The sequence below is a fragment of the Kribbella sp. NPDC049227 genome (assembly GCF_043197265.1).
GTDB lineage: Bacteria > Actinomycetota > Actinomycetes > Propionibacteriales > Kribbellaceae > Kribbella.
Genome location: NZ_JBICST010000011.1, coordinates 310,304 through 334,539, shown reverse-complemented (window position 1 = coordinate 334,539; position 24,236 = coordinate 310,304). Strand labels below are relative to the sequence as shown.

18 protein-coding genes and 1 rRNA gene are annotated in these 24,236 nt (G+C 69.1%); 4 read left to right on the top strand and 15 right to left on the bottom strand.

What is annotated here, in order from left to right:
- The 3 genes from ACGFH6_RS42535 to ACGFH6_RS42525 form a co-directional block, all read right to left on the bottom strand.
- Positions 1 to 93 (bottom strand): 16S ribosomal RNA (locus tag ACGFH6_RS42535); the annotation flags it as partial.
- A 575-nt stretch (positions 94 to 668) separates the two neighbouring features.
- Complete coding sequence (gene tyrS / locus ACGFH6_RS42530; RefSeq protein WP_393396639.1) at positions 669 to 1,973, bottom strand: tyrosine--tRNA ligase; 1,305 nt, start codon at positions 1,971 to 1,973, stop codon at positions 669 to 671.
- Positions 1,974 to 2,032: 59 nt separating this feature from the next.
- Positions 2,033 to 3,070: an App1 family protein gene (locus ACGFH6_RS42525; RefSeq protein WP_393396637.1), complete on the bottom strand. Its 1,038-nt coding sequence runs from the start codon at positions 3,068 to 3,070 to the stop codon at positions 2,033 to 2,035.
- 121 nt (positions 3,071 to 3,191) lie between these two features.
- Between ACGFH6_RS42525 and ACGFH6_RS42520 the strand changes: the two genes are divergently transcribed.
- Positions 3,192 to 4,151: an LLM class flavin-dependent oxidoreductase gene (locus tag ACGFH6_RS42520; protein WP_393396635.1), complete on the top strand. Its 960-nt coding sequence runs from the start codon at positions 3,192 to 3,194 to the stop codon at positions 4,149 to 4,151.
- Here the strand turns inward: ACGFH6_RS42520 and ACGFH6_RS42515 are convergent.
- The 8 genes from ACGFH6_RS42515 to argC form a co-directional block, all read right to left on the bottom strand.
- A complete protein-coding gene (locus ACGFH6_RS42515) occupies positions 4,148 to 4,825 on the bottom strand; it encodes a DNA-3-methyladenine glycosylase (RefSeq protein ID WP_393396633.1) in 678 nt (225 codons plus the stop codon). The two genes, ACGFH6_RS42520 and ACGFH6_RS42515, sit on opposite strands and share 4 nt — an antisense overlap.
- Before the next feature lie 39 nt (positions 4,826 to 4,864).
- Positions 4,865 to 6,280, bottom strand: a complete 1,416-nt coding sequence (argH, locus tag ACGFH6_RS42510; RefSeq protein ID WP_393396631.1) for an argininosuccinate lyase — start codon at positions 6,278 to 6,280, stop codon at positions 4,865 to 4,867.
- An 11-nt stretch (positions 6,281 to 6,291) separates the two neighbouring features.
- On the bottom strand, positions 6,292 to 6,801 hold the full coding sequence (locus ACGFH6_RS42505; RefSeq protein WP_393396629.1) for an arginine repressor: 510 nt from the start codon (positions 6,799 to 6,801) through the stop codon (positions 6,292 to 6,294).
- Positions 6,802 to 6,877: 76 nt separating this feature from the next.
- Positions 6,878 to 7,813, bottom strand: a complete 936-nt coding sequence (gene argF / locus ACGFH6_RS42500) for an ornithine carbamoyltransferase (protein WP_393396627.1) — start codon at positions 7,811 to 7,813, stop codon at positions 6,878 to 6,880.
- Positions 7,810 to 9,012 carry an acetylornithine transaminase gene (locus ACGFH6_RS42495; protein ID WP_393396625.1) on the bottom strand — a complete coding sequence of 401 codons (1,203 nt, stop codon included), beginning with the start codon at positions 9,010 to 9,012 and terminating at the stop codon, positions 7,810 to 7,812. The genes argF and ACGFH6_RS42495 overlap by 4 nt, the downstream gene beginning before the upstream one ends.
- On the bottom strand, positions 9,009 to 9,890 hold the full coding sequence (gene argB, locus ACGFH6_RS42490; protein WP_393396623.1) for an acetylglutamate kinase: 882 nt from the start codon (positions 9,888 to 9,890) through the stop codon (positions 9,009 to 9,011). Before argB ends, ACGFH6_RS42495 begins: the two co-directional genes overlap by 4 nt.
- Positions 9,887 to 11,089 (bottom strand): bifunctional glutamate N-acetyltransferase/amino-acid acetyltransferase ArgJ, encoded by a 1,203-nt coding sequence (gene argJ / locus ACGFH6_RS42485; RefSeq protein WP_393396621.1) that lies wholly within the window; start codon positions 11,087 to 11,089, stop codon positions 9,887 to 9,889. The genes argB and argJ overlap by 4 nt, the downstream gene beginning before the upstream one ends.
- Complete coding sequence (gene argC / locus ACGFH6_RS42480; protein WP_393396619.1) at positions 11,086 to 12,117, bottom strand: N-acetyl-gamma-glutamyl-phosphate reductase; 1,032 nt, start codon at positions 12,115 to 12,117, stop codon at positions 11,086 to 11,088. Before argC ends, argJ begins: the two co-directional genes overlap by 4 nt.
- Positions 12,118 to 12,262: 145 nt before the next feature.
- Between argC and ACGFH6_RS42475 the strand changes: the two genes are divergently transcribed.
- Genes ACGFH6_RS42475 through ACGFH6_RS42465 form a run of 3 tightly spaced genes read left to right on the top strand, consistent with a single transcriptional unit; the run spans position 12,263 to position 14,289 of the window.
- On the top strand, positions 12,263 to 12,817 hold the full coding sequence (locus ACGFH6_RS42475; RefSeq protein WP_393396617.1) for a carboxymuconolactone decarboxylase family protein: 555 nt from the start codon (positions 12,263 to 12,265) through the stop codon (positions 12,815 to 12,817).
- The gene (locus tag ACGFH6_RS42470; protein WP_393396615.1) at positions 12,814 to 13,737 is read left to right on the top strand and encodes an RNA polymerase sigma-70 factor; all 924 of its coding nucleotides are present in this window, start codon (positions 12,814 to 12,816) and stop codon (positions 13,735 to 13,737) included. Before ACGFH6_RS42475 ends, ACGFH6_RS42470 begins: the two co-directional genes overlap by 4 nt.
- Before the next feature lie 33 nt (positions 13,738 to 13,770).
- Positions 13,771 to 14,289, top strand: a complete 519-nt coding sequence (locus tag ACGFH6_RS42465; RefSeq protein WP_393396612.1) for a GNAT family N-acetyltransferase — start codon at positions 13,771 to 13,773, stop codon at positions 14,287 to 14,289.
- Positions 14,290 to 14,377: 88 nt separating this feature from the next.
- On the opposite strand, the gene ACGFH6_RS42460 is transcribed toward ACGFH6_RS42465, so the two are convergent.
- From ACGFH6_RS42460 to ACGFH6_RS42445, 4 genes are all read right to left on the bottom strand, one after another.
- Positions 14,378 to 20,011 carry an Ig-like domain-containing protein gene (locus ACGFH6_RS42460; RefSeq protein ID WP_393396610.1) on the bottom strand — a complete coding sequence of 1,878 codons (5,634 nt, stop codon included), beginning with the start codon at positions 20,009 to 20,011 and terminating at the stop codon, positions 14,378 to 14,380.
- 264 nt (positions 20,012 to 20,275) lie between these two features.
- Positions 20,276 to 22,489 carry a hypothetical protein gene (locus tag ACGFH6_RS42455; RefSeq protein WP_393396608.1) on the bottom strand — a complete coding sequence of 738 codons (2,214 nt, stop codon included), beginning with the start codon at positions 22,487 to 22,489 and terminating at the stop codon, positions 20,276 to 20,278.
- On the bottom strand, positions 22,486 to 22,629 hold the full coding sequence (locus ACGFH6_RS42450; protein WP_393396606.1) for a hypothetical protein: 144 nt from the start codon (positions 22,627 to 22,629) through the stop codon (positions 22,486 to 22,488). The genes ACGFH6_RS42455 and ACGFH6_RS42450 overlap by 4 nt, the downstream gene beginning before the upstream one ends.
- A 56-nt stretch (positions 22,630 to 22,685) precedes the next feature.
- Complete coding sequence (locus tag ACGFH6_RS42445) at positions 22,686 to 24,236, bottom strand: gamma-glutamyltransferase (RefSeq protein WP_393396604.1); 1,551 nt, start codon at positions 24,234 to 24,236, stop codon at positions 22,686 to 22,688.

Below are 24,236 nucleotides of genomic sequence, written 5' to 3'. Positions count from 1 at the left end.
TCGTGTACCCCCGAAGGGGCCTTACCGCTCGACTTGCATGTGTTAAGCACGCCGCCAGCGTTCGTCCTGAGCCAGGATCAAACTCTCCGTTGAAAAATATAGACAAACCAACCAAAAAGGCTGGTGAGTCAACACATCGAGTGATCCTTTGAATCAGAAACAAATCAAACTGACTTTGAATCCAGAAATATTTCAAAGGAATCCGCCACAGACAACAAACAACCACCCACCAAAAACAACCCACAAGGAGTCATCCCTAGCAGCAGATCATCCGAAGCCCATGAACGGGGTTAATGCATCTTTCGGCATTGACTTTCGGCACGCTGTTGAGTTCTCAAAAATCGGGCGCACACCGCGTCCGGGCTTCTCAGCCAGGACCCCGGGGCAACCTGCGCTACCTTACCGGATCAGAACCACCGGGTCAAGACCCAATTTTTCTGACCTTCCACCCGCATCCAAGCTACCGCCCCGGGTCAGACGACACGGTTCGGCTCAGCTAGCCTTGGGGGGTTCGGAGCGACCGGCCGCTTTCGCGTCCCGCGCCTCGCTCCAACAAGAAGAACATTACGTGGCTCGCAGGTAGCCGGTCAAATCGGATTCCGGTGGGCTGAATCACACGGCTGTAATTTGCCCTCGGCAACCCAGATGTGGGAGTGGAGCCGGCCACCTCAGCCCTGCGCCGGCGACGCCAGAACCCCTGCAAACGAACGCTTCCCGCGCCGCAGCACCAGCACGCCACCCGGCAGCAGGTCATCCGTCCCCGGCACGTACTCGGCGTCCTTCACCTTCTCGTTGTTCAGGTAGCCGCCACCTTCGGCCACTGTCCGTCGGGCCGCGGACTTGCTCGCGACCAGGCCTGACTTCACCAGCAGGTCGACGTACGTCGGCATCGGTTCGCCGGCGCCGAGTTCGACGTGGGGCGCTTCGCGGAGTGCGGCGACCAGTGTGGAGCCGTCCAGAGACGCGAGCTCCCCCTGACCGAAGAGCGCCTTGGACGCCTCCTGCACCCGTCTGGTCTCGTCCTCCCCATGCACGAGCGTGGTGACGTCCTCTGCGAGGAGCCGTTGGGCCTCGCGGGCCTGTGGGCGTTCGGCTGTCGCCTGCTCGAGCGCTGCGATCTCCTCCGCCGTACGGAACGTGTAGAAGCGCACCAGCTGCATCACATCGCGATCGTCGGCGTTGAACCAGAACTGGTAGAACGCGTACGGCGAGGTGAGCTCCCGGTCCAGCCACACGCTGCCGGACTCCGTCTTCCCGAACTTCGTCCCGTCGGCCTTCGTCACCAGTGGCGTGGCCAGTGCGTGCGCCTTGCCCGACTCAGTACGGCGGATCAGCTCCACACCGGCAGTCAGGTTCCCCCACTGGTCGCTCCCCCCGGTCTGCAGCGTGCAGCCGTAGCGCCGGAAGAGCTCCAGGTAGTCCAGCGACTGCAGCAGCACGTAGCTGAACTCGGTGTAGCTGATCCCCTGCTCCAGCCGGGCCTTCACCACCTCACGGCCGAGCATCCGGTTCACCGGGAAGTGCTTGCCGATGTCGCGGAGGAAGTCGAGCGTGTTGAGGTCCTTGGTCCAGTCGTAGTTGTTGACGATCCGGGCCGGGTTCGGCAGCGCGGTGTCGAAGTCGACGAACTTCTCCACCTGGGCGCGGACCTTCTCGACCCACTGGTGGACGACGTCCTTCGGGTTCAGCACCCGCTCGGAGCTCTCCTTCGGGTCCCCGATCAGGCCGGTGGCGCCACCGACGAGGCCGATCGGGTTGTGGCCGGCGAGCTGGAGGCGGCGCAGCGTCAGGAGCTGCAGCAGGTTACCCATGTGCAGGCTGGGTGCCGTCGGGTCGAAGCCGACATAGGAGGTGATCGGTCCGCTCGCCATGGCCGCCCGGAGGGCGTCGGGATCGGTGGAGTGCGCGATCAGGCCGCGAGTCTCCAGGTCGTCCAGCACCTGGGTACGGCGTTCGGTCCCGCTGTCGGTCACTTGTCTCTCCTCGAGTACGACGGTCAGCTACAAGTGTCCTGTACGACGGGGTGCCGGGGTCAGGTGGGTTCCGGGCGGGTGAGGACGCTGCGGAGTTGCGGACGGAGCGCATGCCCGTCGGGGCCATGGACTGTGGCGGCTGTCGGGCGCTGTGGGTCGTGGGCACCCGGGTCAGGGTTGGGGACGGGCAGACCGTGCGACAGCACCTGCTCAGCAGGCGTGAGCTGACGGATGCCGATCGCACGAACGTGATCCGGGTGCGTCTGCGCGAAGTCGCCGTACAGCTGAGGGTCGTGCTGGCCGTCGTCGCCGACAAGGACCCAGCGGACGTTCGGGAACTCCTTGGCCAGCCGGCGCAGGGCGGTCCGCTTGTGCTCCTGCCCGCTGCGGAACCATCCGGTGTTGGTCGGCCCCCAGTCCGTCAGCAGCAACGGGCCCACCGGGTACCCGTGCCGGGCCAGGAAGCGGGTCAGCGTCGGAGCCGTGTTCCACGCGCCGGTGGACAGGTAGAAGATCGGCGCACCCGGGTGGTCCGCGAGCAGCTCGTCGTACATCTGGGCCATGCCCGGTACGACGCGCCGGGCCTGCTCGTCCCGGACGAACGTGTTCCAGGCCGCGATCATCGGACGCGGCAGCATCGTCAGCATCACCGTGTCGTCGATGTCGCTGACCAGTCCGAAGGTCGCGTCCGGGTCGGGCACGAACACCCGCGCCCGCGCCTGCCGGTCGCCGTGCACGCCGAGGTCGATCTCGTGCCACCCCGGCGGCAGCACCACCGGCACGGTCAGGTCGACGAATCCGCCCCGGTCCGTGACGGCGTCGAACGTCTGCCCGCCCACGGTGACGGTCACCGCCACCTTGGTCGCCGGCGCGGTGACGAAGACACGCCAGCCACGCATCACCTGGTCCTCGTCGTACCGCGGCTGGTTGCGCGGATCGCGACCGAGGACGACCCGGGCCATCACCCGGACGAAATCCGACGTGCCGTAGCCGACGTGCGGAATGATCCGCTCCCGCCAGCCGCGCCGCCGCAGCACCGCTTGCACCCCGATGTTGAACCAGTCCTCGAGACGGGACGCGTAGTGCGGACGGGCCATACTCCGAACCTACCCGGACCAAGGTCCCCTACGCCTGCTCCCCCGGCGGCGCGGGACGACCTTTACCAAACTGCTCGCAAGCCACTGGAGAACTGTCGGAGCCGCCTCCTAAGGTCTTCGCATGACACAGACCTCAGCCGCTGTCGGGATGTGCTTCCCGCGGACATTTCCCGCCGCCCTGGTGACCGACGTGGCCCGCCGCCTGGACACCGGCGGCGCGGACGAACTGTGGATCATCGAGGACTGCTTCTACACGGCCGGACCGTCTCTCGTCTCGGCCGCGCTGACGTCGACCGAGCGCCTCACGGTCGGCCTCGGCATCGTGCCGGCGGTGGCGCGTACGGCGGCTGTCACCGCGATGGAGTTCGCCACGCTGGAGGCGCTCGGCCCAGGCCGATTCCTGCCGGGCATCGGCCATGGCGTGCAGGAGTGGATGGCGCAGATGGGCGTCCGCCCGAAGTCGCCGCTCACCACGCTCGACGAGGTGACGACCACGGTCACCAGGCTCCTCGCCGGTGAGAACGTGAGCTTCCAAGGCAAGGCGGTGTACCTCGACGACGTGAAGCTGGACGCGCCTCCGGCCGTGCCGCCGCCGATCCTGCTCGGCGTGATGGGACCGAAGTCGATGGCGCTCGCGGGCCGCGTCGGTGGCGGCATCGTCCTCGCCGAGCCGGCCACTCCGCCATACGTGCGGCAGTCGGTCGAGTACGCCGGCTCGCCGGAGGGCTTCGTGGTCGCGGTCTTCAGCGCCATGTGCATCCGCAGCGACCGCAAGGTCGCCTACGAGTGGACGGCGCCGTGGCTGGGGTGGCGGATCAACGACAACCACCCCGGGGTGACCGCGCTGCCATTCTTCGCGGACATGAAGAAGCTGTACGACGAGTCAGGCGCCGAAGGTCTCGTGGGGATGCCGACCGACTGGTGGACCGAGATCGGCGCGATCGGGACGCTGGACGACGCGGCCACGCACATCCAGGCGCTGGAAGCGGCTGGGGTGCACCACATCGGTCTGTTCCCGGACCCCGAGGTCGAGCACGGACTCCCCCAACTCGACCACGTGCTGGAGCTGGCGAAACGCTAAGCCCGACGCTTCGGCACGTGCGGCCGGTACGGCGAGACCGTCGGGTCATCGGGGATCCAGAACCGCCAGTTGCGGTCGGCGGCTTCCCGGAGACCGACCCGAGGACCGGTGGACGGCTCGCCGTCGAAACCGGGTCCGGGCAGCAGCTGCACGCTCGACCCCTTGCCCAGCAGGTCGACGCCGTTGTGGTCCCGGCCGATGCCGAGGGCAACGCACAGCCGCGCCGGCCCACGCGCCAGGTCGCGGTCCGGGTTCACCTTCGCACGCTTGACGACCGGCCCCGGCCGAACGCCGGATTGATTGAACTTCACCTGTTGGGTCTCCAGCGGACCGCGACGTACGCGGGCCAGCTCGATGCCCTCGACGATCTCGCCGGCCCGGAGCAGGACGGCTGACGGCTGACCTTCCGGGCCGACGCTGACATTCATGCAGAAGTGCATGCCGTAGGTGAAGTAGACGTACAGGAAGCCCGGCGGCCCGAACATCACCGCGTTGCGCGGGGTCTGACCCCGGTACGCGTGCGAGCCGGGGTCGTTCGGCCCGTCGTACGCCTCGACCTCGGTGAGGCGGACCGCCACAGTGCCCTCGTCGGAGGTACTGCGCAGGACCATGCCGAGGAGCTTCGGAGCCACTTCGAGGACGGGATCCGCGAGCAGCGAGCGGCGTACGGGCATGCGCAGCACCCTAAGCGAACGGGCCGACAGAAACTGCCGTCACCCGAGGCGAGTGCTGTGAGCCGTGACCCGGGCTCGAAGCTCCGCGAGTTGTTCGACGACGCGTTCCTGCGCCGTGCCACCGCGGGTGTTCCGGGAGGCCAGCGAGCCCTCGACTGTCAGCACCGAGCGGACCTCCGGCGTGAGGTACGGCGAGATCGCGGCAAGGTCCTCGTCGGTCAGGTCCCACAGCTCGATCCCGCGCTTCTCGCACTCCTGCACGCACGCGCCGGCCAGCTCGTGAGCGACCCGGAACGGGATCTTCTGCCGGACCAGCCACTCCGCGATGTCGGTCGCGAGCGAGAAGCCCTGTGGCGCCAGCTCCTCCAGCCGCTCGGCGTTGAAGCGCAGCGTCCGGATCATCCCGGTGAACGCCGGCAGCAGCACCTCCAGCGTGTCGATGGAGTCGAAGACCGGCTCCTTGTCCTCCTGCAGATCACGGTTGTAGGCGAGCGGCTGCGCCTTCAGGGTGGCGAGCAGACCGCTCAGGTTGCCGATCAGCCGGCCCGCCTTGCCCCGCGCGAGTTCGGCGATGTCCGGGTTCTTCTTCTGCGGCATGATGCTCGACCCGGTCGAGAACGCGTCGTCCAGCTCGACGAAGCCGAACTCCTTCGTCGCCCAGATGATCACTTCCTCGGCCTGCCGGGACAGGTCGACGCCGATCTGCGCGGTGACGAATGCGAACTCGGCCACGAAGTCACGTGAGGCGGTCCCGTCGATCGAGTTCGCCGACGAGTCGGTGAAGCCGAGCTCGACGGCGACGAACTGCGGGTCGAGGCCCAGCGAGCTCCCCGCCAGCGCACCCGATCCGTACGGCGAGTCGGCCGCGACGCGAGCGTCCCAGTCGGCGATCCGGTCGAGGTCACGGATGAGCGGCCAGGCGTGCGCGAGAAGGTGATGCGAGAGCAGGACTGGCTGCGCGTGCTGCAGGTGGGTCCGGCCCGGCATGGCGACGCCGAGGTGCTTCTCCGCCTGCTCGGCGAGCGTGTTCACCTGCTCCAGCACCAGCCGGCTGATGACGCGGCCGTGCTCGCGCAGGTAGCTCTTGAACAGCGTGGCGACCTGGTCGTTCCGCGACCGGCCGGCGCGCAGCCGCCCGCCCAACTCGGCCCCCAGCCGATCGAGCAGCCCGCGCTCGAGCGCCGTGTGCACGTCCTCGTCGTCCTCAGCCGGCAGGAACTTCCCGGCCAGCACGTCGTCGAGCAGCCCGTCCAGACCGGCCAGCATCGCCGACAGATCCTCGTCGGTCAGCAATCCGGCCCGGTGCAGCACCTTGGCGTGCGCTTTCGACCCGGCGATGTCGTACGGCGCGAGCCGCCAGTCGAACTGCGTCGACTTGCTCAGCGCTGCCAGCGCATCCGCCGGCCCTCCCGCGAACCGTGCACCCCACAGGGCCACACCTTCTCCGGTACTCAACTCACAGTTCCTTACTTGGGTTCGCGGGCTGCCAGGGACAGGAAGCGGGTGGCGAGGGCGGGGCCGCCGGTGGGGTTGCGGGACACGACCATCACCGTGTCGTCGCCGGCGATGGTGCCGAGTACGTCGTCGAGGCCGACGTGGTCGATGGCCGACGCGAAGTACTGCGCCGCGCCCGGCGGGGTGCGGAGGATGACCAGGTTCGCGCTGCCCTCGGCCGACACCAGGACTTCGGACGCGACTCTGGCCAGGCGCGATTCGAAAGCGGCAGCCTCACCGGCTCGCGGCGTACGGTCGCCGCCTTCGCCTGGTACGGCGTACACGAGTTGGCCGGACGAGTCGCGGACCTTGACCGCACCGATCTCGACCAGGTCGCGGGACAGCGTGGCCTGGCCGACGACCAGTCCGGACGCGGCGAGCAGGTCGGCCAGCTCGGTCTGCGATCGCACCGGCTGCCGGCCGAGCAGGTCGACGATGCGCTGCTGGCGCGCCGTCTTCGTGGTCGGTACGACGACGCTCATCCACGTCCTCGCTTCGCTCCGGGCGCGGATGGGACACGAGGCGCGCTGTGCTTGATGATGAACTCGCTTCGCTCGTTCATGCGCCGAAACTCCTCGCCAGCAGCCACGACAGCAGCGCCTTCTGGGCGTGCAGCCGGTTCTCGGCCTCGTCCCAGACGGCCGACTGTGGTCCGTCGATCACGGCCGCCTCGATCTCCTTGCCCCGGTACGCCGGCAAGCAGTGCAGGACGATCGCATCGGCCGCAGCCTTCGACATGAGCTGCTCGGTCACGGCGTACGGGACGAACGGCGCCTCCCGCGCGCCCGCCTCCGCCTCCTGCCCCATCGAGACCCAGGTGTCGGTGGCGACCACATCGGCACCATCGACGGCTGCGAAAGGATCCGCAGTCCAGGCGACCGAGCCACCAGTCTCGGCGGCGATCTCCGCGGCGCGAGCCAGGATGGCCGGGTCCGGCTGGTACTCCGCCGGTGAACCCACCACCACGTGCATCCCGGCCGTCGCGCCACCCAGCAGGTACGAGTGCGACATGTTGTTCGCGCCGTCACCGAGGTACACGAGCTTCAGCCCGGCCGTCGTGCCCTTGTGCTGCCGCACGGTGAGCAGGTCGGCGAGGATCTGGCACGGGTGGAACTCGTCGGTGAGCGCGTTGATCACCGGCACCCGGGACGCGGACGCCATCTCCTCGATCCGGCTCTGCCCGGACGTCCGCCAGACGATCGCCGCGACCTGCCGGTCCAGCACCTTCGCGGTGTCGGCGATCGGCTCGCCGCGCCCCATCTGCGAGGTCTGCGCGTCGATGATCAGCGGTACGCCGCCCAGTTCGGGGATCCCGACCGCGAACGAGATCCGGGTCCGGGTCGAGGTCTTGTCGAAGATCACCGCGACCGTCTTCGGCCCGGCCAGCGGCTGGTGCCCGTAGCGGTCCTGGGACAGCTGCTGTCCGAGCGTCAGGACCTCGTCCTGCTCGACCGGGCTCAGGTCGTCGTCGCGGAGAAAATGCCGGACAGTCATGCCGCCTCCACGTGATCGAGCAGCCCGGGCAGGGCCGCAACGAAACTGTCGGCATCAGCCTTGCTCAGGATGTACGGCGGCGCCAGCCGCAACGCGTTCGGAGTCGGGTTGTTGATCACGAACCCGGCCTCCAGCGCCCGCGCGGCCACCTGGTCCGACACGGGCTGGGTCAGCTCGATCGCCAGCAGCATCCCGCGGCCGCGGACGTCGGCGATCAACGGGTGGTCGAGCGCGATGATGGACGAGGCAAGGTGGTTGCCGACAGCATTCACCTGCGCCAGCAGCCCGTCCCGCTCGATCACGGTCAGCACCGCCAGGCCGGCGATCGCGGCGACCGGGTTGCCGCCGAACGTCGTCCCGTGGTTGCCCGGCTGCAGCAGCTCCGCCGCGGCGCCCAGCCCGATGCAGGCACCGATCGGGATCCCCGCGCCGAGGCCCTTGGCCACCGTCACGAGGTCCGGCGTGATCCCCTCGGTCTCGTACGCGAACCAGGTCCCGGTCCGGCCGATCCCGGTCTGGATCTCGTCGATCCACAGCAGCGCGCCGTGTTCGGAGGTGATCCGCCGCGCGGCCTTCAGGTACCCCGGCGGCGGTACGACGACGCCGTTCTCGCCCTGGATCGGCTCCAGGATGACAGCCGCCGTCTCGTCGTCGACCGCTGCCGCCAACGCGTCGGCATCGCCGTACGGGACGAACTCCACGTCTCCGGGCAGCGGCGCGAACGCCTCGCGGTACGCCGGTTTCCACGTCACCGCGAGCGCGCCCATCGACCGTCCGTGGAACGCGCCGACGGTGGAGACGATCTTGGTCCGGCCGGTCCGCCGGGTGATCTTGAACGCCGCCTCGTTCGCCTCGGTGCCCGAGTTGGTGAAGAACACCTTGCCCGGAGCATCGAACAGACCGAGCAACTTCTCGGCCAGCGCGATCTGCGGCGCGGAGGCGAAGAAGTTCGAGACATGGCCGAGGGTCGCGAGCTGCGACGTCACCGCGGACACCACGAACGGGTGCGCGTGGCCGAGACAGTTCACCGCGAGCCCCCCGAGCAGGTCGAGGTACTTGTTGCCGTCGGCGTCCCACAGGTAGGCGCCCTCGCCCCGCACCAGCACGCGCTTCGGCGCGCCGAACGTGTTCATCAGCGCGCCCGTGTAGCGCTCGGTGAGCGCTGCCTGGGTGCCGTCGACAGTGAGCAGTTCGGTCATGACGGAATCACCTGGGTCCCACTTCCGGCGTCGGTGAAGATTTCCAGTAGCAGCGAGTGCGGCACCCGGCCGTCGATCACGGTCGCCCGGGAGACGCCCGACTCGACCGCGCGCAGGCAGGCCTCCATCTTGGGCACCATCCCGGAGGCCAGCTTGGGCAGCAGCTCGGCCAGTTCGGTCGTGTCGATCTGGGTGATGATCTCGTCGCTGTCCGGCCAGTTCCGGTACAACCCGGCCACGTCGGTCAGCACGACGAGCTTCTCGGCGCCGAGCGCGGCGGCCAGCGCGGCCGCCGCGGTGTCGGCGTTGACGTTGTGCGCCTGGCCGTCCTCGTCGGGCGCGATCGTCGACACCACCGGGATCCGGCCGGCGTCGATCAGGTCGACCACCGCCTCCGGCCGCACGTGCACCACGTCGCCGACCAGTCCGATGTCGACCGACTCGCCGTCAACCAGCGCGGAACGACGTTCCGCGGTGAACAAGCCGGCGTCCTCACCGGACATGCCGACCGCGAACGGGCCGTGCGCGTTGAGCAGCCCGACCAGCTCCCGGCCGACCTTGCCGACCAGGACCATGCCGACGACGTCCATCGCCTCGGGCGTGGTGACCCGCAGCCCGCCGCGGAACTCGCTGTCGATGCCGAGCCGGCCGAGCATGTCGCTGATCTGCGGCCCGCCGCCGTGGACGACGACGACCCGGACCCCGGCGTACCGGAGGAAGACGATGTCCTCCGCGAAAGCCCGCTTCAACTTGTCGTCGACCATCGCGTTGCCGCCGTACTTGACGACCACCGTCTTGCCGTGGAACTGCTTCAGCCAGGGCAGCGCCTCGGTCAGGACCGCAGCCTTCTCCACCGCATCCGCGTGACTGGTGCTCATGAGGAGTACGCCGAGTTCTCTTCGACGTACGCGTGGGACAGGTCGGTGGTGAGCACGGTGGCTGAGGCTGGGCCGGCGTGCAGGTCGATCACGACGTCGATCTCCAAGCCGCTCAGGTCCGCCTCGGACCGGTCGACACCCTTGCCGCCGGCAACGCAGATCGGCGCGCCGTTCAGCGTGATGTCAAGCAGCGACGGGTCGAACGCGGTCGGCGCGTTGCCGACCGCCATCGCGATCCGGCCCCAGTTCGGGTCGGAGGCGAAGAAGGCGGTCTTGCAGAGATTGTCCTCGGCAACGACCTTGGCGGCGGCCAGCGCCTCGGCCTCGGTGGCGGCGTTCCGCACGGTGATGCTGACGTGCTTGGTGACGCCCTCCGCGTCGGCCTGCAACTGCTTCACCAGGTCGGCGGCGAGCGTTGTCAGCGCGGCCTCGAAGGCCTCCGGCGTGACGGTGACTCCGGACGCCCCCGAGCTCAGCAGCAACACCGTGTCGTTGGTCGACGTTCCCCCGTCGACGTCGAGCCGGTTGAAGGTCTTGCCAACCGCGTTGCGCAGCGCGTGGTCGAGGTGCGGCTGATCGAGTACGGCGTCGGTCGTGATCACGCTGAGCATGGTCGCCATGTTCGGCGCGCACATGCCGGCGCCCTTCGCGAACCCGCCGATGCTCCAGCCGTCCGAGTGCTTCAGCACAGCCTGCTTCGGCACGTTGTCGGTCGTCATGACCGCAGTCGCCGCCGCCAGGCTGTGCTCCGGCGCATCACCAAGGGCGGCCACAGCCAAATCGATGCCTGGGATGAGCGACGACATCGGCAGCCGTTCGCCGATCAGGCCGGTCGAGCAGACCCCGATCTCGGCCGCCCCGACCCCGAGCACCTCGGCCAGTTTCTCCGCCGTCTTGTGGGTGTCCTGGAAGCCCTCCGGTCCGGTGCAGGCGTTGGCGCCGCCGGAGTTCAGCACGACGGCCTTCAACTTACCGGCGGTAAGCACCTGCTGGGACCAGAGCACCGGCGCCGCCTTCACCTTGTTGGTGGTGAAGACACCGGCGGCGACGTCGTGTGGCCCGTCGTTGACCACGACGGTGAGGTCCGGCGTGCCGGCCGGTTTGATCCCCGCGATCACCCCGGCCGCACGGAAGCCGGCCGGCGCGGTGACCCCGGCGCTCCGATCGACTTGGGTGGACGGGGTGACAGCAAGCGTCACGGTGCAACTCCGATGAGGGGAAGGGCCAGGGTCTCGTCGAGTCCGGTGGCCAGGTTCATGCACTGCACGGCGCCGCCGGCAGTGCCCTTGGTGAGGTTGTCCATCGCGGCCACGATCACGGCGCGACCGGTGCGCTGGTCGAGCGTGACCTGCAGCTGCACTGTGTTGGCACCGAGGGTGGCCTGCGTCTGCGGCCATTGCCCCTCGGGGAGCAGGTGCACGAACGGCTCGTTGCGGTAGGCATCCCCGTAGGCCTGCCGCAGCGTCGCGAGATCGGTGCCGTCGGCAACCGGCGCGCTGCAGGTGGCGAGGATGCCCCGCGACATCGGCACGAGCACCGGGGTGAACGAGACGCTCACCGGCTGCTCGGCGTACGGCATGAGGTTCTGCTCGATCTCCGGGGTGTGCCGATGGGTGCCGCCGACGCCGTACGCGGAGGCGGAGCCCATCACCTCGGCGCCGAGCAGGTGCGGCTTCGGCGCCTTGCCCGCGCCGGAGGTCCCACTGACCGCGACCACCACCAGCTGACCGGGATCGACAAGGCCCTGCTGTACGGCGGGGAGCAGCGCGAGGGTGGAGACGGTGGGGTAACACCCCGGTACGGCGACCCGGTTCGACCCGCGGAGCTTGTCCCGTTGCCCCGGGAGCTCCGGCAGTCCGTACGGCCACGAGCCGGCGTGCTCGCCGCCGTAGAACTCGACCCACACCTCGGCCTCGGTCAGCCGGAAGTCCGCGCCGCAGTCGATCACGGTGACGTCCTCGCCGAGTTGCTCGGCGATTTCGGCTGACTGTCCGTGCGGCAGGGCCAGGAACACCACGTCGTGACCGGCCAGCGTCTCCGCCGTGGTCTCGACCAGGGTGCGCCCGGCCAGAGGCACGAGCTGGGGGTGGTGCGCGCCGAGCGGCGTACCGGCGTTTCCGCCGGCAGTGAGTGCGCCGATCTCCACCTCGGGGTGCCCGCTCAGCAACCGGAGCAGCTCACCCCCTGCATACCCACTGGCACCGGCGACCGCCACCTTCACGCTCATGTGAATGAGTATGCCATGGCTTGGAAAAATATCCAACCGAGTCCGGTGCGCCGCCCTGTCCATCCTGGCCTGTGACACACGTCATGTCACGGCCGGGTGGGTCCCGCGTGTCCGCAAGGGTGACGACGACCTGAGGGAGGACGGGATGGCCCGGATCGAGCTGGAGCACCGCAAGACGTGGTTCGTGCGGATGGTCGAGTGGAGCAGCCGGAGGATGTACCGCAAGGTGCCGGACCCGGCGAAGGTGGCGCTGCACAACCGGCGGGTGCTGGTGTCGACGATGCTGCTGGAGGGGTCGGCCGCCCGATGGAACAAGCTGGATCCGACACTCAAGGCGCTCGCGGTGATGATGCCGTCGGCGCAGATCGGCTGCAGCTGGTGCATGGACTTCGGCTACTGGGAGTTCCACCACCAGGGTGTCGACCCGGCGAAGCTGCGCGATGTGCCAGGGTGGCGGGACAGCGACGTCTACACGGATCTGGAGCGCGCGGTGATGGAGTACGCCGAGGCGATGACGGTGACCCCGCCAACGGTCACCGACGAGCAGGTCGAGCGCCTGCGCCAAGACCTGACCGACGAGCAGCTGGTCGAGCTCACGGCGCTGGTCTCACTGGAGAACTTCCGGTCCCGCAGCAACGCCGCGCTCGGCCTCACCAGCCAGGGCTTCAAGGAGTTCTGCGAGCTGAGGCCGGCCACGTGACCGATGATCAGCCGGGTCGCGCCGGCGAAGAACTCGCTCGTGAGTTCGACGAGCATCGGGCGGTCCTGGTGGGAGCGGCGTACCGGGTCGTGGGCAGTGTCACCGACGCGGAGGACGTGGTCCAGGAGGCCTGGCTGCGGTGGGCCGCGATCGACCACGGCGACATCCGCGACCCGCGGGCGTACCTGATCCGCATCACCACGCGGCTCGCGCTGAACCGGCTGCGGGAGCAGAAGGCCCGGCGGGAGCAGTACGTCGGGCCTTGGCTGCCCGAGCCGATGTCGCCGGAGCTCGCGGCACCCGACGCGGACCCGGCGGCGGTCGTGGAGCTCGCGGACTCGGTCAGCATGGCGATGCTGGTCGTCCTCGAGACACTCTCGCCGCTCGAGCGTGCGACGTTCGTACTGCGCGAGGTCTTCGATCTCCCGTACGACGAGATCGCGGACACGCTCGGCCGGTCGGAGACCGCGGTCCGGCAACTCGCCCACCGGGCCCGGGAACACGTGCAGGCGCGCCGGCCGCGGCATCATGTCGACAAGGCACGGCACAGCGAGCTGACGGTGCGGTTCATGGCGGCCGCCGGGACCGGCGATTTCGAGCAGGTCGTGTCGCTGCTGGCGCCGGATGCGCTGCTGATCAGCGACGGCGGCGGCAAGAAGAAGGCGGCGCTCCGGCCGATCCGCGGCGCGGCGAAGATCGTCCGCTGGCTGTTCGCGGTGATCGCGGAGAACCCCGACTTCGAGATCCGGATGGGGACGCTGAACGGCGAGACCGCGGCCATCGCGTACGACGGCGACGTACCGGACACCGTGGCCTTCTTCGACATGACCGACGGCCTGATCACCGAGCTGTACCTGGTCCGCAACCCCGACAAGCTCACCGCGGTCCCACCCCGCCACACCCTCGATGCGCAGTCGTAGAGTATCTGCAACTGAGTCGCATCTGGAGGTGGAGTGAAGTACGTGGAGGTCGAGCCGGACGAGGCTCTGGACCCGGCGCTGCGGGCGGATCTGCTGGACACGTGGATCACGGCCACGGATGCCGGTGGCGCGGTCGGCTTCACTGCGCCCGCGCCGGTCGAACAGGTGGCGGAGACGCTGGACGAGGCGCTCGGCCGGGTCGCGGCCGGCCTGGACGTGCTCGGCGTACTGCACAACGGGGAGCGGTACGTCGGGATGGGGCTGCTGGTGACGCGGGGCAGCGCCCTGCAACCGCACTGGCGCACGGTGCTGCGCGTGATGGTCCATCCCCAGCACCAGGGCAACGGTGCCGGCCGCCTGCTGATGGAAGGGCTGCGCGGCTCGGCCGTCGATCTCGGTCTGGAGCAACTCCAGCTGACGATCCGCGACGGCCTGGGCCTGGAGAAGTTCTACGAGCCGCTCGGCTACCGCGTCGTCGGCCGTCATCCGCGCGCGATCCTGGTCGCCCCCGGCGAGTACCGCGACGAGATCATGCTCGTCCAAGACCTCTGACCCAGGTGTCCAGCCGCCGAGTCGTGGCGATCGGTCGCGAATCGGCCGATGAATGAACCACAATCCACGACTCGGCCTGCCCAGAGGGCTAGCGGCGGGAGCGGACCAGGGCGACGAGGGTGGCGCCTAGGGCGGTGAGGAGGGTGCCTAGGGTGACGAGGATGGCTGGTGGGCCGCCGGTGGCGGGGAGTTGGGTGTTGTTGAGGGGTTGCGGGTCGGCCGTGGGTGGGGCTCCCAGGGTGACCTTGACCGGGGCGGTGACTGCGGCACCGGTTGCATCGGTGCGCTGGTACGACACCTTCGCGGTTCCGGTGAAGCCGGCTGCCGGGGTGAGGCTGATGGTGCCGTCCGGAGCGACGGTCCAGGTGCCGGAGGCGTCGGTGACGCGCTTCGTGCAGGTGGTCGAGCCGGTGCGCAGGCAGACCGTCCCCGGATTGATCGCGCCGTCGTCGTTGAGCAGTGGGTTGACCGCGACCGGGTTGCCCGGCGTACCGGTGGCCGTGTCCGCCGTTGCCTTCGCGAGGATCGGCGCTGCCACAGTGACGTCGACAAGCGCCGTGTTCGACGTGCCGTTCGCGTCGGTGACCCGGTAGGCGACGGATCGCGTCGTACCGATGAAGCCCTTGGCCGGGGTGAACGTGATCGTGCCGTCCGCGGCCACCACGAAACCACCCTCGTCCGGAACGGTCACCGCCTTCTTGTCCTGACCGTCCGCCGGATCACGCAGTACGACGGAGTCCGGCGCGAGCGGCGCGGACGCGTCGCCGGGCTTGTCGTTGCCGAGCACCTGGATGACGACGGCCTGGTCGAACCCGGTTCGAGCGCTGTCGTCGACGGTGACCGGACGCACCGGCACCACCGTCACCGTGATCGTCGCGCGCGCCGGGTTCCGGTTGCTGTCCTTCACCTCGTACGCCGCCGACCGCGCCGTACCCGTGAACGTCGCCACCGGACTGAACGTCACCTTGCCCTTGGCAACCGACCACTCCCCTTGCCCGACGACTGTCACATCGTCGACCAATGCGCCAGCCGGACCGACCAAGAGCAAGGTCGCCGGATCCAAGGTCGCATCCGGTCCCGGCTTGTCGTTCGCCAGCGGGTCGACCGTCACCGCCACATGTTGCTTGGTTCGCGCCGCATCCGGCGTCGCCACCGGCCGAGCCTGGACCGTGATCGTCAGGGCGGCCGCACTGATGGTGCCGTTGCTGTCGGCCACCTGATACCCGACCGGCGTCGTCGTACCGGCGAAGCCATCCACCGGCGCGAACCGGATCCCACCCGAGGGCTGGACAGTGAACAGACCTTGCCCCGGCACCTCCAGCGAGGTCACGGCATCGCCGGTCGCCGGATCGAGCAATCGCACCTCGCCGACCGCGAGCGGTGCCGAAGCGTCGCCCGGCTTGTCGTTCTCCAGCACCGCGATGGTCACGGCAGTCTCGAAGGGAGTCGATGCCTTGTCGTCCGCCGCGACGGGCACCACCGGCATCACCGTCGCGGCGACGGTCGCGGTCGCCGAGTTCCGGCTCGTGTCAGCCACCCGGTAGACGATCGAGACGACACCGCGGTACGCCGGGGCCGGATCAACGGTGAGCTTCCCGGTCACCGCATCCACCACGAAGGCGGCCTGCCCGGCGATCATTGCCGTCCGCCCCCAGCGCCCCGTGCTCACGTCGTACACCTGGACGGAGGTCTTCTCCAGCTGAGCAGCCGTACCCGGCCTGTCGTTGCTCAGCGGATCGACCGTCAACCTCACGTTCTGCTTCGTGGCCGCTGTGTCCGCGACCGCCTCCGGCCCCTTGCCGACCGTGAGGAACAGCAGCCCCTCGGCGGTCGACCCGTTGTCGTCGGTGATCCGGTACGTCGCCGGAGTCGTCACCCCCTGGTAGTCCTTGACCGGAGTGAACGTGATCGAGCCATCATCCGCAGCGGTGTAGGTGCCCTCGCCAGGCTGGGTGATGGTCTTGCGATACCCACCGGCCGGATCCTTCAGCACCAGGCTCGTCCGAACCAGCGGCGCCGACGGGTCGCCCGCCTTGTCGTTGGCCAGCACGTCGACCGTGATCGGGTGGTTGTACGGCGTGATGCCCGAATCGTCCACGGTGACAGGCCAGATCGGGGTGACTGTCATCGTCAGCGTCGACGCGGAGAAGTTCCCGTTCGAGTCAGCGACCCGGTAGTTGATCGCCAGCGCCTTGCCACGGAAGGCCGGCAGCGGGTCGAACACCACAGCGCCACTCTGCTGCACGGTGTACGTGCCCTGATTGGCGACCGTGACCTTCTTCAGGTACCCCGCCGTCCGAGCAGCCGGGTCCAGCAGTCCGACCGACGCCGGATCGAGCTCGGCGTCAGTGCCCGGGCTGTCGTTGGACAGCACATTCACGGTCACGGTGACGTCCTGCAGCGTGGATGCAGTGTCGGCGACGGCGACCGGTGGCAGACCGACGGTGATCCACAGCTTCGCCGTCGTCGGCGTTCCGTTGCTATCGGCCACTTGATAGGTCAGCGGCGTGCCCGGTCCGCGGAACGTCGCGCCCGGATCGAAGGTCACCACTCCCCCGGCCGCCGTGTAGACACCCTCGTTCGGGATCGCGACCTTCGGCTTCAACGAGCCATCCGACGGATCGCTGAGCAGCAGAGTCCCCGGAACCAGCGGCGCGGTCGCGTCACCCGGCTTGTCGTTCGCCAGCACCTTGACCGTGACGGTCTTGTCGTACGGCGTTGTCGCCACATCGTCGGCCGCGATCGGAGTGATGGGAGTGATCGTCACCGTGATGGTCGACTTGGTGGCCTGATCGAATCTGTCCGTGACGCGATAGGTCAGGGTGGTCGCCGTACCGGTGAAGCCCGGCAGCGGATCCACGGTGACGGTGCCGTCGGGATTCACCTGGTAGCTGGCCTGACCGGGGATCTTCACCAGCTTCTTGAGCGAGCCGTCGGCCGGATCGAGGAGAGCCAGACTGAGCGGGTCGAGGCCGGTGCCCTGTCCGGCGGTGTCGTTCGCGAGCGGGTCGACGTTCAGCCGGATGTTCTGTTTGCCGGTGGCGGTGTCGGGCTTCGCGGTCGGTGCGGCCGGCTTCGCGATCGTGACGGTCAGCGTCGCGGTGGCCAGCGTTCCGTTCACGTCCGAGACGCGGTAGGTAATCGGCGCCGCGACCCCGGTGTACGTCGGCAGCGGGTCGACCTCGATCTTCCCGTCCGGCTCGACCGTGAACGTCGCCTCGCCGGCGACGACCACCGTGGTCTTCGGCTGATGGGTCTTCGGGTCGAGCAGCCGCACGCTGCTCGGGACCAACGGGACCGCCGGGCTGCCTGCGGTGTCATTCGCCAGCACTGCGACAGAGGCAGTAGTGTCGTACGCCGTACTCGCGGTGTCGTCGGAGGCATCGGGCTGGACCTTGGTCACCCGGACCGCGAGGGCTGCCGTTCCGAGCGCGCCGTTGCCATCAGCGACCTGGTACGTCACCGGCGTCGCCGCGCCGCTGAACGTCCGGACCGGCTCGAACAGGATCCGGCCGTCCGGTTTCGCGGTGTACTTGCCCTGGCCCGGGACGACGACCGACGTCCTCGGCTCGGAACGCGTCGGCGCGATCAACCTCACGCTGCCCGGCACCAACGCCGACCCGGTCGGGCCAGGCTTGTCGTTGTCCAGGACGGGGACGAGCACCGACGCGCCCTGCAGGATCGTGACCGCGTCCGGGTTCGCGACCGGCGGACCGGGGGCGTCGACCGAGACCGTCAGCGACGCCCGCGCCGCGGTCCCGTTCTTGTCCAGCACCTGGTACGTCAACGCCGTACCAACCCCGTGGAAGCCGCGCACCGGACGGAACGTGACCTTGCCATCGGCCACCAAGTACGTCGCCTGCCGCGCGATGGTCACCTGATCGACGAGCTTGTGGCTGACCGGGTCGACGAGTCGCAGGCTGGCGGGATCGAGCGGTGCATCCGGAGAGCCGGGCAGATCGTTGTCCAGCACGGGTACGACGGCATCCGTGTCGAACGGCGTGGACACTGAGTCGCCGTTGGCGGTGGGCGTCACCGGGGCGACGGTGACAACGAGCGTGGACTCGGCGGTCTGCTTGGTGGTGTCGGTGACGCGGTAGCCGATCGACGTACCGACACCGGTGAACTGCGGCTTCGGCACGAAGTCCACGGCGCCGCTGGGCTTGACGGCGTACTCGCCCTCGCCGGGGATGACCACCGTCTTCTTGAATGTCGCGTCGGCCGGGTCACGGAGTACGACGGAGCCGGCGACCAGGGAGACGCCAGGGGCGGCGTGGTCGTTGGCGAGCGGCTTCAGCGCGATGCTGACGTTCTGCGGCGTGGTCGCGGTGTCAGGCGTGGCGACCGGACCGGCGGGCAGCGCGACGCTGACGGTCAGCGTCGCGGTCGCCGTACTGCCGTTGCTGTCGGCAACCCGGTAGGTGACCGGCTTGGCTTTGCCGACGAAGCCCGGGACCGGGTCGACGTCGATCTTGCCGTCGGACCTGGCGACGTACTTGGCCTGGCCGACGACGTTGACCATCTCGACGCACTTGGTGCCGTCGACGAGGCAGAGCGAGCCCGGCTTGAGCGGCGCGTCCGGGTCGCCGGGCTTGTCGTTGCCGAGCACATCGATGATCCGTCCGGTGTTGAACTCGGTCGTCGCGGTGTCGTCGAGCAGGATCGGCGGAGGCGGTGGCGCGATGGTGATCGGGTGGTCCTCGACCTCACCGGCGTCCGCAGCACCGGTCGGTTTCTCCACCTGTGAGTCGTTGTAGCCGATGCGCACCCGCGCGTACGACGCTCCCGCCGTCGGGCGGGCGAGTTTGGTCCAGTTGAGGGTGGCCGCACTCTGACCGGAGGCGAACGTCGTACACGCGCGCTCGGCGGGTTGGAAGGAGCCGTTGCGGTCGACGTCGATCCACGCGCAGACCCGGCCCGCCTTGGACGCGCCGCTGAGGGCGACGCTCGCGGAGTAGGCGGTCGCGTTCGTGCGGAGCGGCTTGAACGTGACGCCGTCGTCAGCCTGATCCGGCGCCTGAAGACCGGTGGTGCCGTTGGCAACGGTCGCGTTGTCCTCGGTCGCGTCCTTGCCGAGGTGTACGTCGCTGAGCACCGACCAGGCAGCGCCGTACGACGCTGCGGCGTCGCCGAAGTCCTCGCCGGTGGACGCGAGCACGGAGAACGCGTCGCCGGAGGTCGGGGTGTTGAACGCCGGGAGCTTCGGGTGCTTGGTGAAGATCGCGGTCACGTCGAAGCTGAGCTTGGTGGCGACGCCGTTGATCCGGACGGAACCGCAGGCGGCGCTTGCGGTGGCGTCGGGGCCGCCGGCGCCGGTCTTGGTGTTGCTGCAGTTCGGGCCGGCGTCATGGTTCGCGGCGGTGATCGTGTCGCTGGTGACGGCGAGATTGTTGCCCTGGCCGACCTTCGTCAGGCTGAGGCCGGCGGTGGTGAGCTTGAGCACCGAGTGCAGCTCGGACTGCGCGGTGGGTTTGTCGCTCACGGTCTGCGTGACCGCGCCGCCGATCCCGGCCAGATGGAGCACCGGGTTGCGGACCGGCTCTGAGAACGCGATCGTCACCGTGCCGCGGTCGCCACAACCTCCGGTGGACGCGCAGGTCCCGGTCTTCACCACGAGATCCTCAGCCGGCGTCGTGCGCGCTATCGGCGGCGCGTACGTGGTCGGCCCGGTCCCCCGCACTCCCGCCGTCGTCGCATCCACCAACTCCGTCGGCCCCGTCACGGTGATCGTCTGCTTCAGTCCCGACCCAGGCATCACCGCAGTCGCCGAGTCCCCCTGCACGAAAGGCGCCGAAGGCACTTCATAGGCGGTTGCGTCCACGCACGGCAGGGCCAGCAGGCCCAACACCAACAGAATGGATGCGCCCGGTCGCGTCGCCCGCATGTGCAGCCCTCCCGAGCAATCACGTTTCCGCATGCTTCGGCCGCGGGGCGGGCGGGCCAGCGTAGAAGTAACGGCCTACGCTGGCCCAATGTTACGGGCTAATCACTCTCCGAGGTCGTAGATCCGGACCTTGCCGATGCTGTGTCGCAACGTGGCCAGCCGGTCGAGCTCGGTGGACACGGTCCCGTCGCGGGCGTCGGCGTACAGCCAGCGGACGTCGTACTCGTCGCGGAGCCGGCGGAGGCGGTCCGGCGTCGGCGTGGCGAGGGCCTCGGTGGTGAGCGTGACTCGCTCGGGCCAGGGCGACGGCTGCTCGATGTACCGGTGGCCGCCGGCACCCTGCTCGGCCATCGCCTGGTTCGTGTACGCCCAGCCCTCCATCAACGTCCGGCGACCAGCGATACCACTGACGAGATAGCCGCGGGCATCACAGCCGGGCGTCTGCGGTCCGGCCGGTCGACACCAGGTGTTCGTGGCAACGACATCGGTCGGCGCGGAGTGCTTCTCGAGCCACAACGCCGCCAACGTCTCGTCCCGATACACCCACCAGTGAGGCGCCCGGTTCGTCTGCGACTTCTCGGTGTCCCCATGCGTCGCGCTCTGCAGGAACGAACTGATCGGCGAGATCGCCAGCAGCATCAGTACGACGAGCAACCCGCCACCCGCCTGCCGGAAGAACAGTCGCCACACCAGCAGCAGCACGACCGTCAACGCCAGTACGACGAGCAGCACGCGCGTGCTCAGCCACAGTTGACGGCCCGGCGAAGCGGCCGGCACACCTCTCGCCCACACCAGCAGACCAGCACAGACCACCGACACGATGAACGCCGTGACCGCCACCGGGATCGGCCGTTCGGCCGCACGCACACTGACGGCGGCGAACCATCCCGCTGCCGCCAGACTGAACGGCGCGGCGGTGTAGATGAAGTAGGACTCGCTCACCGACGGATGGTCGATCAGGAGGTACCCCGCCCAGCCGGCGATCATCGCACCGAGCAGGAACCACGCGACCGGATCCCGCCGGCCCGCGACGCCGAAACCGGCCCACGCCATCGCCTGGAGCGTGAGCAGTACGGCGAGTACCAGCGTCAGCGTCCCGATCACCGCACCATGCGCCAGCCCCGGCAGGATCAGACCGCCCTCCCCCGGTGGCGTCGTATCACCGGTCGCGGCCGTGTAGACGGGCAGCGACTTGAGGACCGCAAGGAACTGCAGGCTCGAACCATTGGTGCTCCCGGCAACCGTCAGCAACGTTCCAACGCCGACCGCCACGAGCACGACACCGGCGACGATGATCCGCCGCGGCACCCGCCGGGTCGTCACGAGCAGGAACACCGCGGCCAGCCCGACGCCCGCGACAAGCAGCGGCAGCACCGTCGGCTTCGACCCACCGCCGACGATCGCGACCGCGATCGCGACCACCCACAACCAGCCCCCGGCGTTCCTGAACAACAGCTCGATCAGCAACACCGCCGCGGTCACACAGGCGACCAGCCCGAACGTCTGCGAGGGACTCAGGAAGCTGACCGGCGGCGCCAGATTCACACTCGTGTCGAAGAACAAGTACAACTGCGGCGCGGCCAGGGCGATGGCCGCGAGCAGGCCGGTCCACCAGGTGCGACTCACGGTCCGCGCCAGCGTCGCGCACACCAGCAGTACGACGACCAGCCACGGCAGCAGCCACAACCGGAACAGCACGATCATCGGCGTCAACCGGGTGATGTCCACGGCCCCGGCCATGTCGGCGTCCGCGAACCAGTGGTACTCCAGCCGCTCCCCCACCACCTGCGGCAACTCCGGCGGCACCGACCGCGTCAACTCGTTCACCAGTGACAGGTGGTAGAGCAGGTCCGGGTAGTACGCCGACCCGTCCGGCGGCATCGGGTGGTACGCCAGCACGCCGACGGTGGTCGCGCCGACCATGACCGTCGCCGACACGGCCAGTGCCCAGGTCCACGCGACGGGCAGTGGCTTCGGGTCGGCGATACGCCAGCACTCGCGCAGGCGCCGTACCGAGACGAAGGCGATCAGCACCAGCAAGGGCCAGATGATGAGCCAGCGCTGCCAGCCGAGTGCGGTGAACAGAGCCCAGCCGATCAGCTGCCAGGTCGCACCGACGACGGAGCCGAGGCCGAGGTCCTCCGCCCAGTTGCCCGTACTACGCCAGGCCGCGCGCAGGAGGAGAGTGCCCGGGAGTGCGATCGCCAGCGCGAAGTAGACGGCGTACTTGACGATGGGGCCGGGTCCGACGTCGACCGAGAGCAGCCCGATGACCGCGACCAGGAACGGCAGCAGCCAGGGGAGGGACCGCTTCATCGGTGGTGTACCGATTCCTGATGTCCTTGGTAGCTGATCCCGAGTCCGTTCAGCAGCGGGTGCATCCGCTCGAAGGGGATCGGCAGCACCTCTTCCTCGTCGTACATCGGTACGACGACGGAGAGCTCAGGGTCCGGCATGGTCTGCAGACCTTCCAGTTCGAACGGCCGAAGGGATGACCTTACTCAAGACGCGCTCAGGTCGGCGGCGAGATGGCGACCCCGCCGGTCCGCCGCGGATCGCCGACCGCGACCAGCCCGTCGGCCGGATCCCAGAACGCGGCCGCGACACCGCCGAAGTACATCGAGTGCGGCGGCATCGGCCGGGTCGGCAGCGAGGTCGTGCCGGACACCGGGAGGTCGTCCTCGTAGTCGACCACCACGTCCTGCCGGACCCGCACGTGCAGCCGCGGGTGCTCGACGGCGTCGGCCAGCGGCAGGCCGCCGTGCGTGTAAAGCGCGTACACCTGGGCCAGCGCGGTCGGGATCCGGTCCGATCCGGGTGAGCTGATCGCGAGCACCGCGCCGTCGCTGTCGCGGCGGGCCACGCTCGGCGCCATGTTGGAGGTCAGCCGTGTCCCGGGCGCCAGGCTGTGCGGTCCGCCGTGCAGCAACTCCTGCTCACCGAGCGCGTTGTTCAGCCAGATGCCGGTGCCTGGTGTCAGTACGCCGGATCCGTAGCCGGACGAGACCGTGATCGCGCAGGCATCGCCTTCGTCGTCGACCACCGAGACAGTCGCCGTACTGGGTGAGCTCAGTGCACGCAGGTCACCAGCCGCGGCGAGATCCAGCAGCTTCTTGCTCTCCAGCTGCCGCAGGTCCTCCCCGTCGAGCTCCGCGAGCCGTTGCCCGAGTACGGCGTGCTGCACCTCGACGAGCCGCTCGAGCTCGGACTGGTTCCAGCTGCCGTCCGCGGGTACGCCGTCGAGCAACGCGAGCATCGCGGCGACGGCCACTCCCCCGACGGCCGGTGGCGGGTTGGTCGCCAGCCGCCACCCGTTCTGCCGGACCATCAGCGCTGGGCGTACGACGGCCTCGTACGCCGCCAGGTCCTCGGCAGTCAGGATGCCGTCGTTCTCGGCCATGTCGTGGATGAGCAGCTGGGCGAGCTGACCGGTGTACATGGTCTCGGCGCCGTCGCGGGCGATGAGTTCGAGCGCTTCGGCCAACTCGGGGATCACCAACGTGGTGCCGGCCTTGATCACCGAACCGTCTTCCTCGTGCACGACCCGATGGCTCGGGTGGTGCCAGCCGAAGATGATCTCGTGGGTGAAGCCGAGGTAGTAGCCCGACGTCCGGCTCAGCGGGAACCCGTTGCGGGCGACGTCGATCGCGGGCTGGACGACCTCGCGCCAGGGCGCCTTCCCCGATCGGCGATGGGCCAGGTCGAGTGCCTTCATCCCGCCGGGAGTCGCGACCGACCCGTGGCCGACGGTCGTCGTCGTTCCGCCGCCGTAATCGGTGGTGACGTCCCAGACGCCCTGGCCGAACCGCTCCGCGGGCAGACCGCGGCCGGGCATCTCCACCCAGCCGTCGATGGTGACGGCATCGCCGCCGGCGACCTGCAGGGTGACGAAGCCGCCCGAGGCCGGCGAGACCACGCCGATCTCGTTCACCATCGTCACCAGGGTGGCCGCGATCGCGGCATCCACCGCGTTGCCACCCTCGGCCGCGACCCGGACCCCCGCGTCGGCCGCCGCCAGGTTGGGCGCGGCGACCGCCACCCGCGGGTGCCCCGGCCCGGCCAT

Coding starts and splice junctions, on each gene's coding strand:
- ACGFH6_RS42520 (WP_393396635.1), top strand. CDS start 3,192: ATGACACAGACCTCAGCCGCTGTCGGGATGTGCTTCCCGCGGACATTT.
- argC (WP_393396619.1), bottom strand. CDS start 12,117: ATGAGCGTGAAGGTGGCGGTCGCCGGTGCCAGTGGGTATGCAGGGGGT.
- ACGFH6_RS42525 (WP_393396637.1), bottom strand. CDS start 3,070: ATGGCCCGTCCGCACTACGCGTCCCGTCTCGAGGACTGGTTCAACATC.
- ACGFH6_RS42495 (WP_393396625.1), bottom strand. CDS start 9,012: ATGACCGAACTGCTCACTGTCGACGGCACCCAGGCAGCGCTCACCGAG.
- ACGFH6_RS42515 (WP_393396633.1), bottom strand. CDS start 4,825: ATGCCCGTACGCCGCTCGCTGCTCGCGGATCCCGTCCTCGAAGTGGCT.
- argB (WP_393396623.1), bottom strand. CDS start 9,890: ATGAGCACCAGTCACGCGGATGCGGTGGAGAAGGCTGCGGTCCTGACC.
- ACGFH6_RS42450 (WP_393396606.1), bottom strand. CDS start 22,629: ATGCCGGACCCTGAGCTCTCCGTCGTCGTACCGATGTACGACGAGGAA.
- ACGFH6_RS42505 (WP_393396629.1), bottom strand. CDS start 6,801: ATGAGCGTCGTCGTACCGACCACGAAGACGGCGCGCCAGCAGCGCATC.
- argF (WP_393396627.1), bottom strand. CDS start 7,813: ATGACTGTCCGGCATTTTCTCCGCGACGACGACCTGAGCCCGGTCGAG.
- ACGFH6_RS42445 (WP_393396604.1), bottom strand. CDS start 24,236: ATGGCCGGGCCGGGGCACCCGCGGGTGGCGGTCGCCGCGCCCAACCTG.
- ACGFH6_RS42475 (WP_393396617.1), top strand. CDS start 12,263: ATGGCCCGGATCGAGCTGGAGCACCGCAAGACGTGGTTCGTGCGGATG.
- ACGFH6_RS42455 (WP_393396608.1), bottom strand. CDS start 22,489: ATGAAGCGGTCCCTCCCCTGGCTGCTGCCGTTCCTGGTCGCGGTCATC.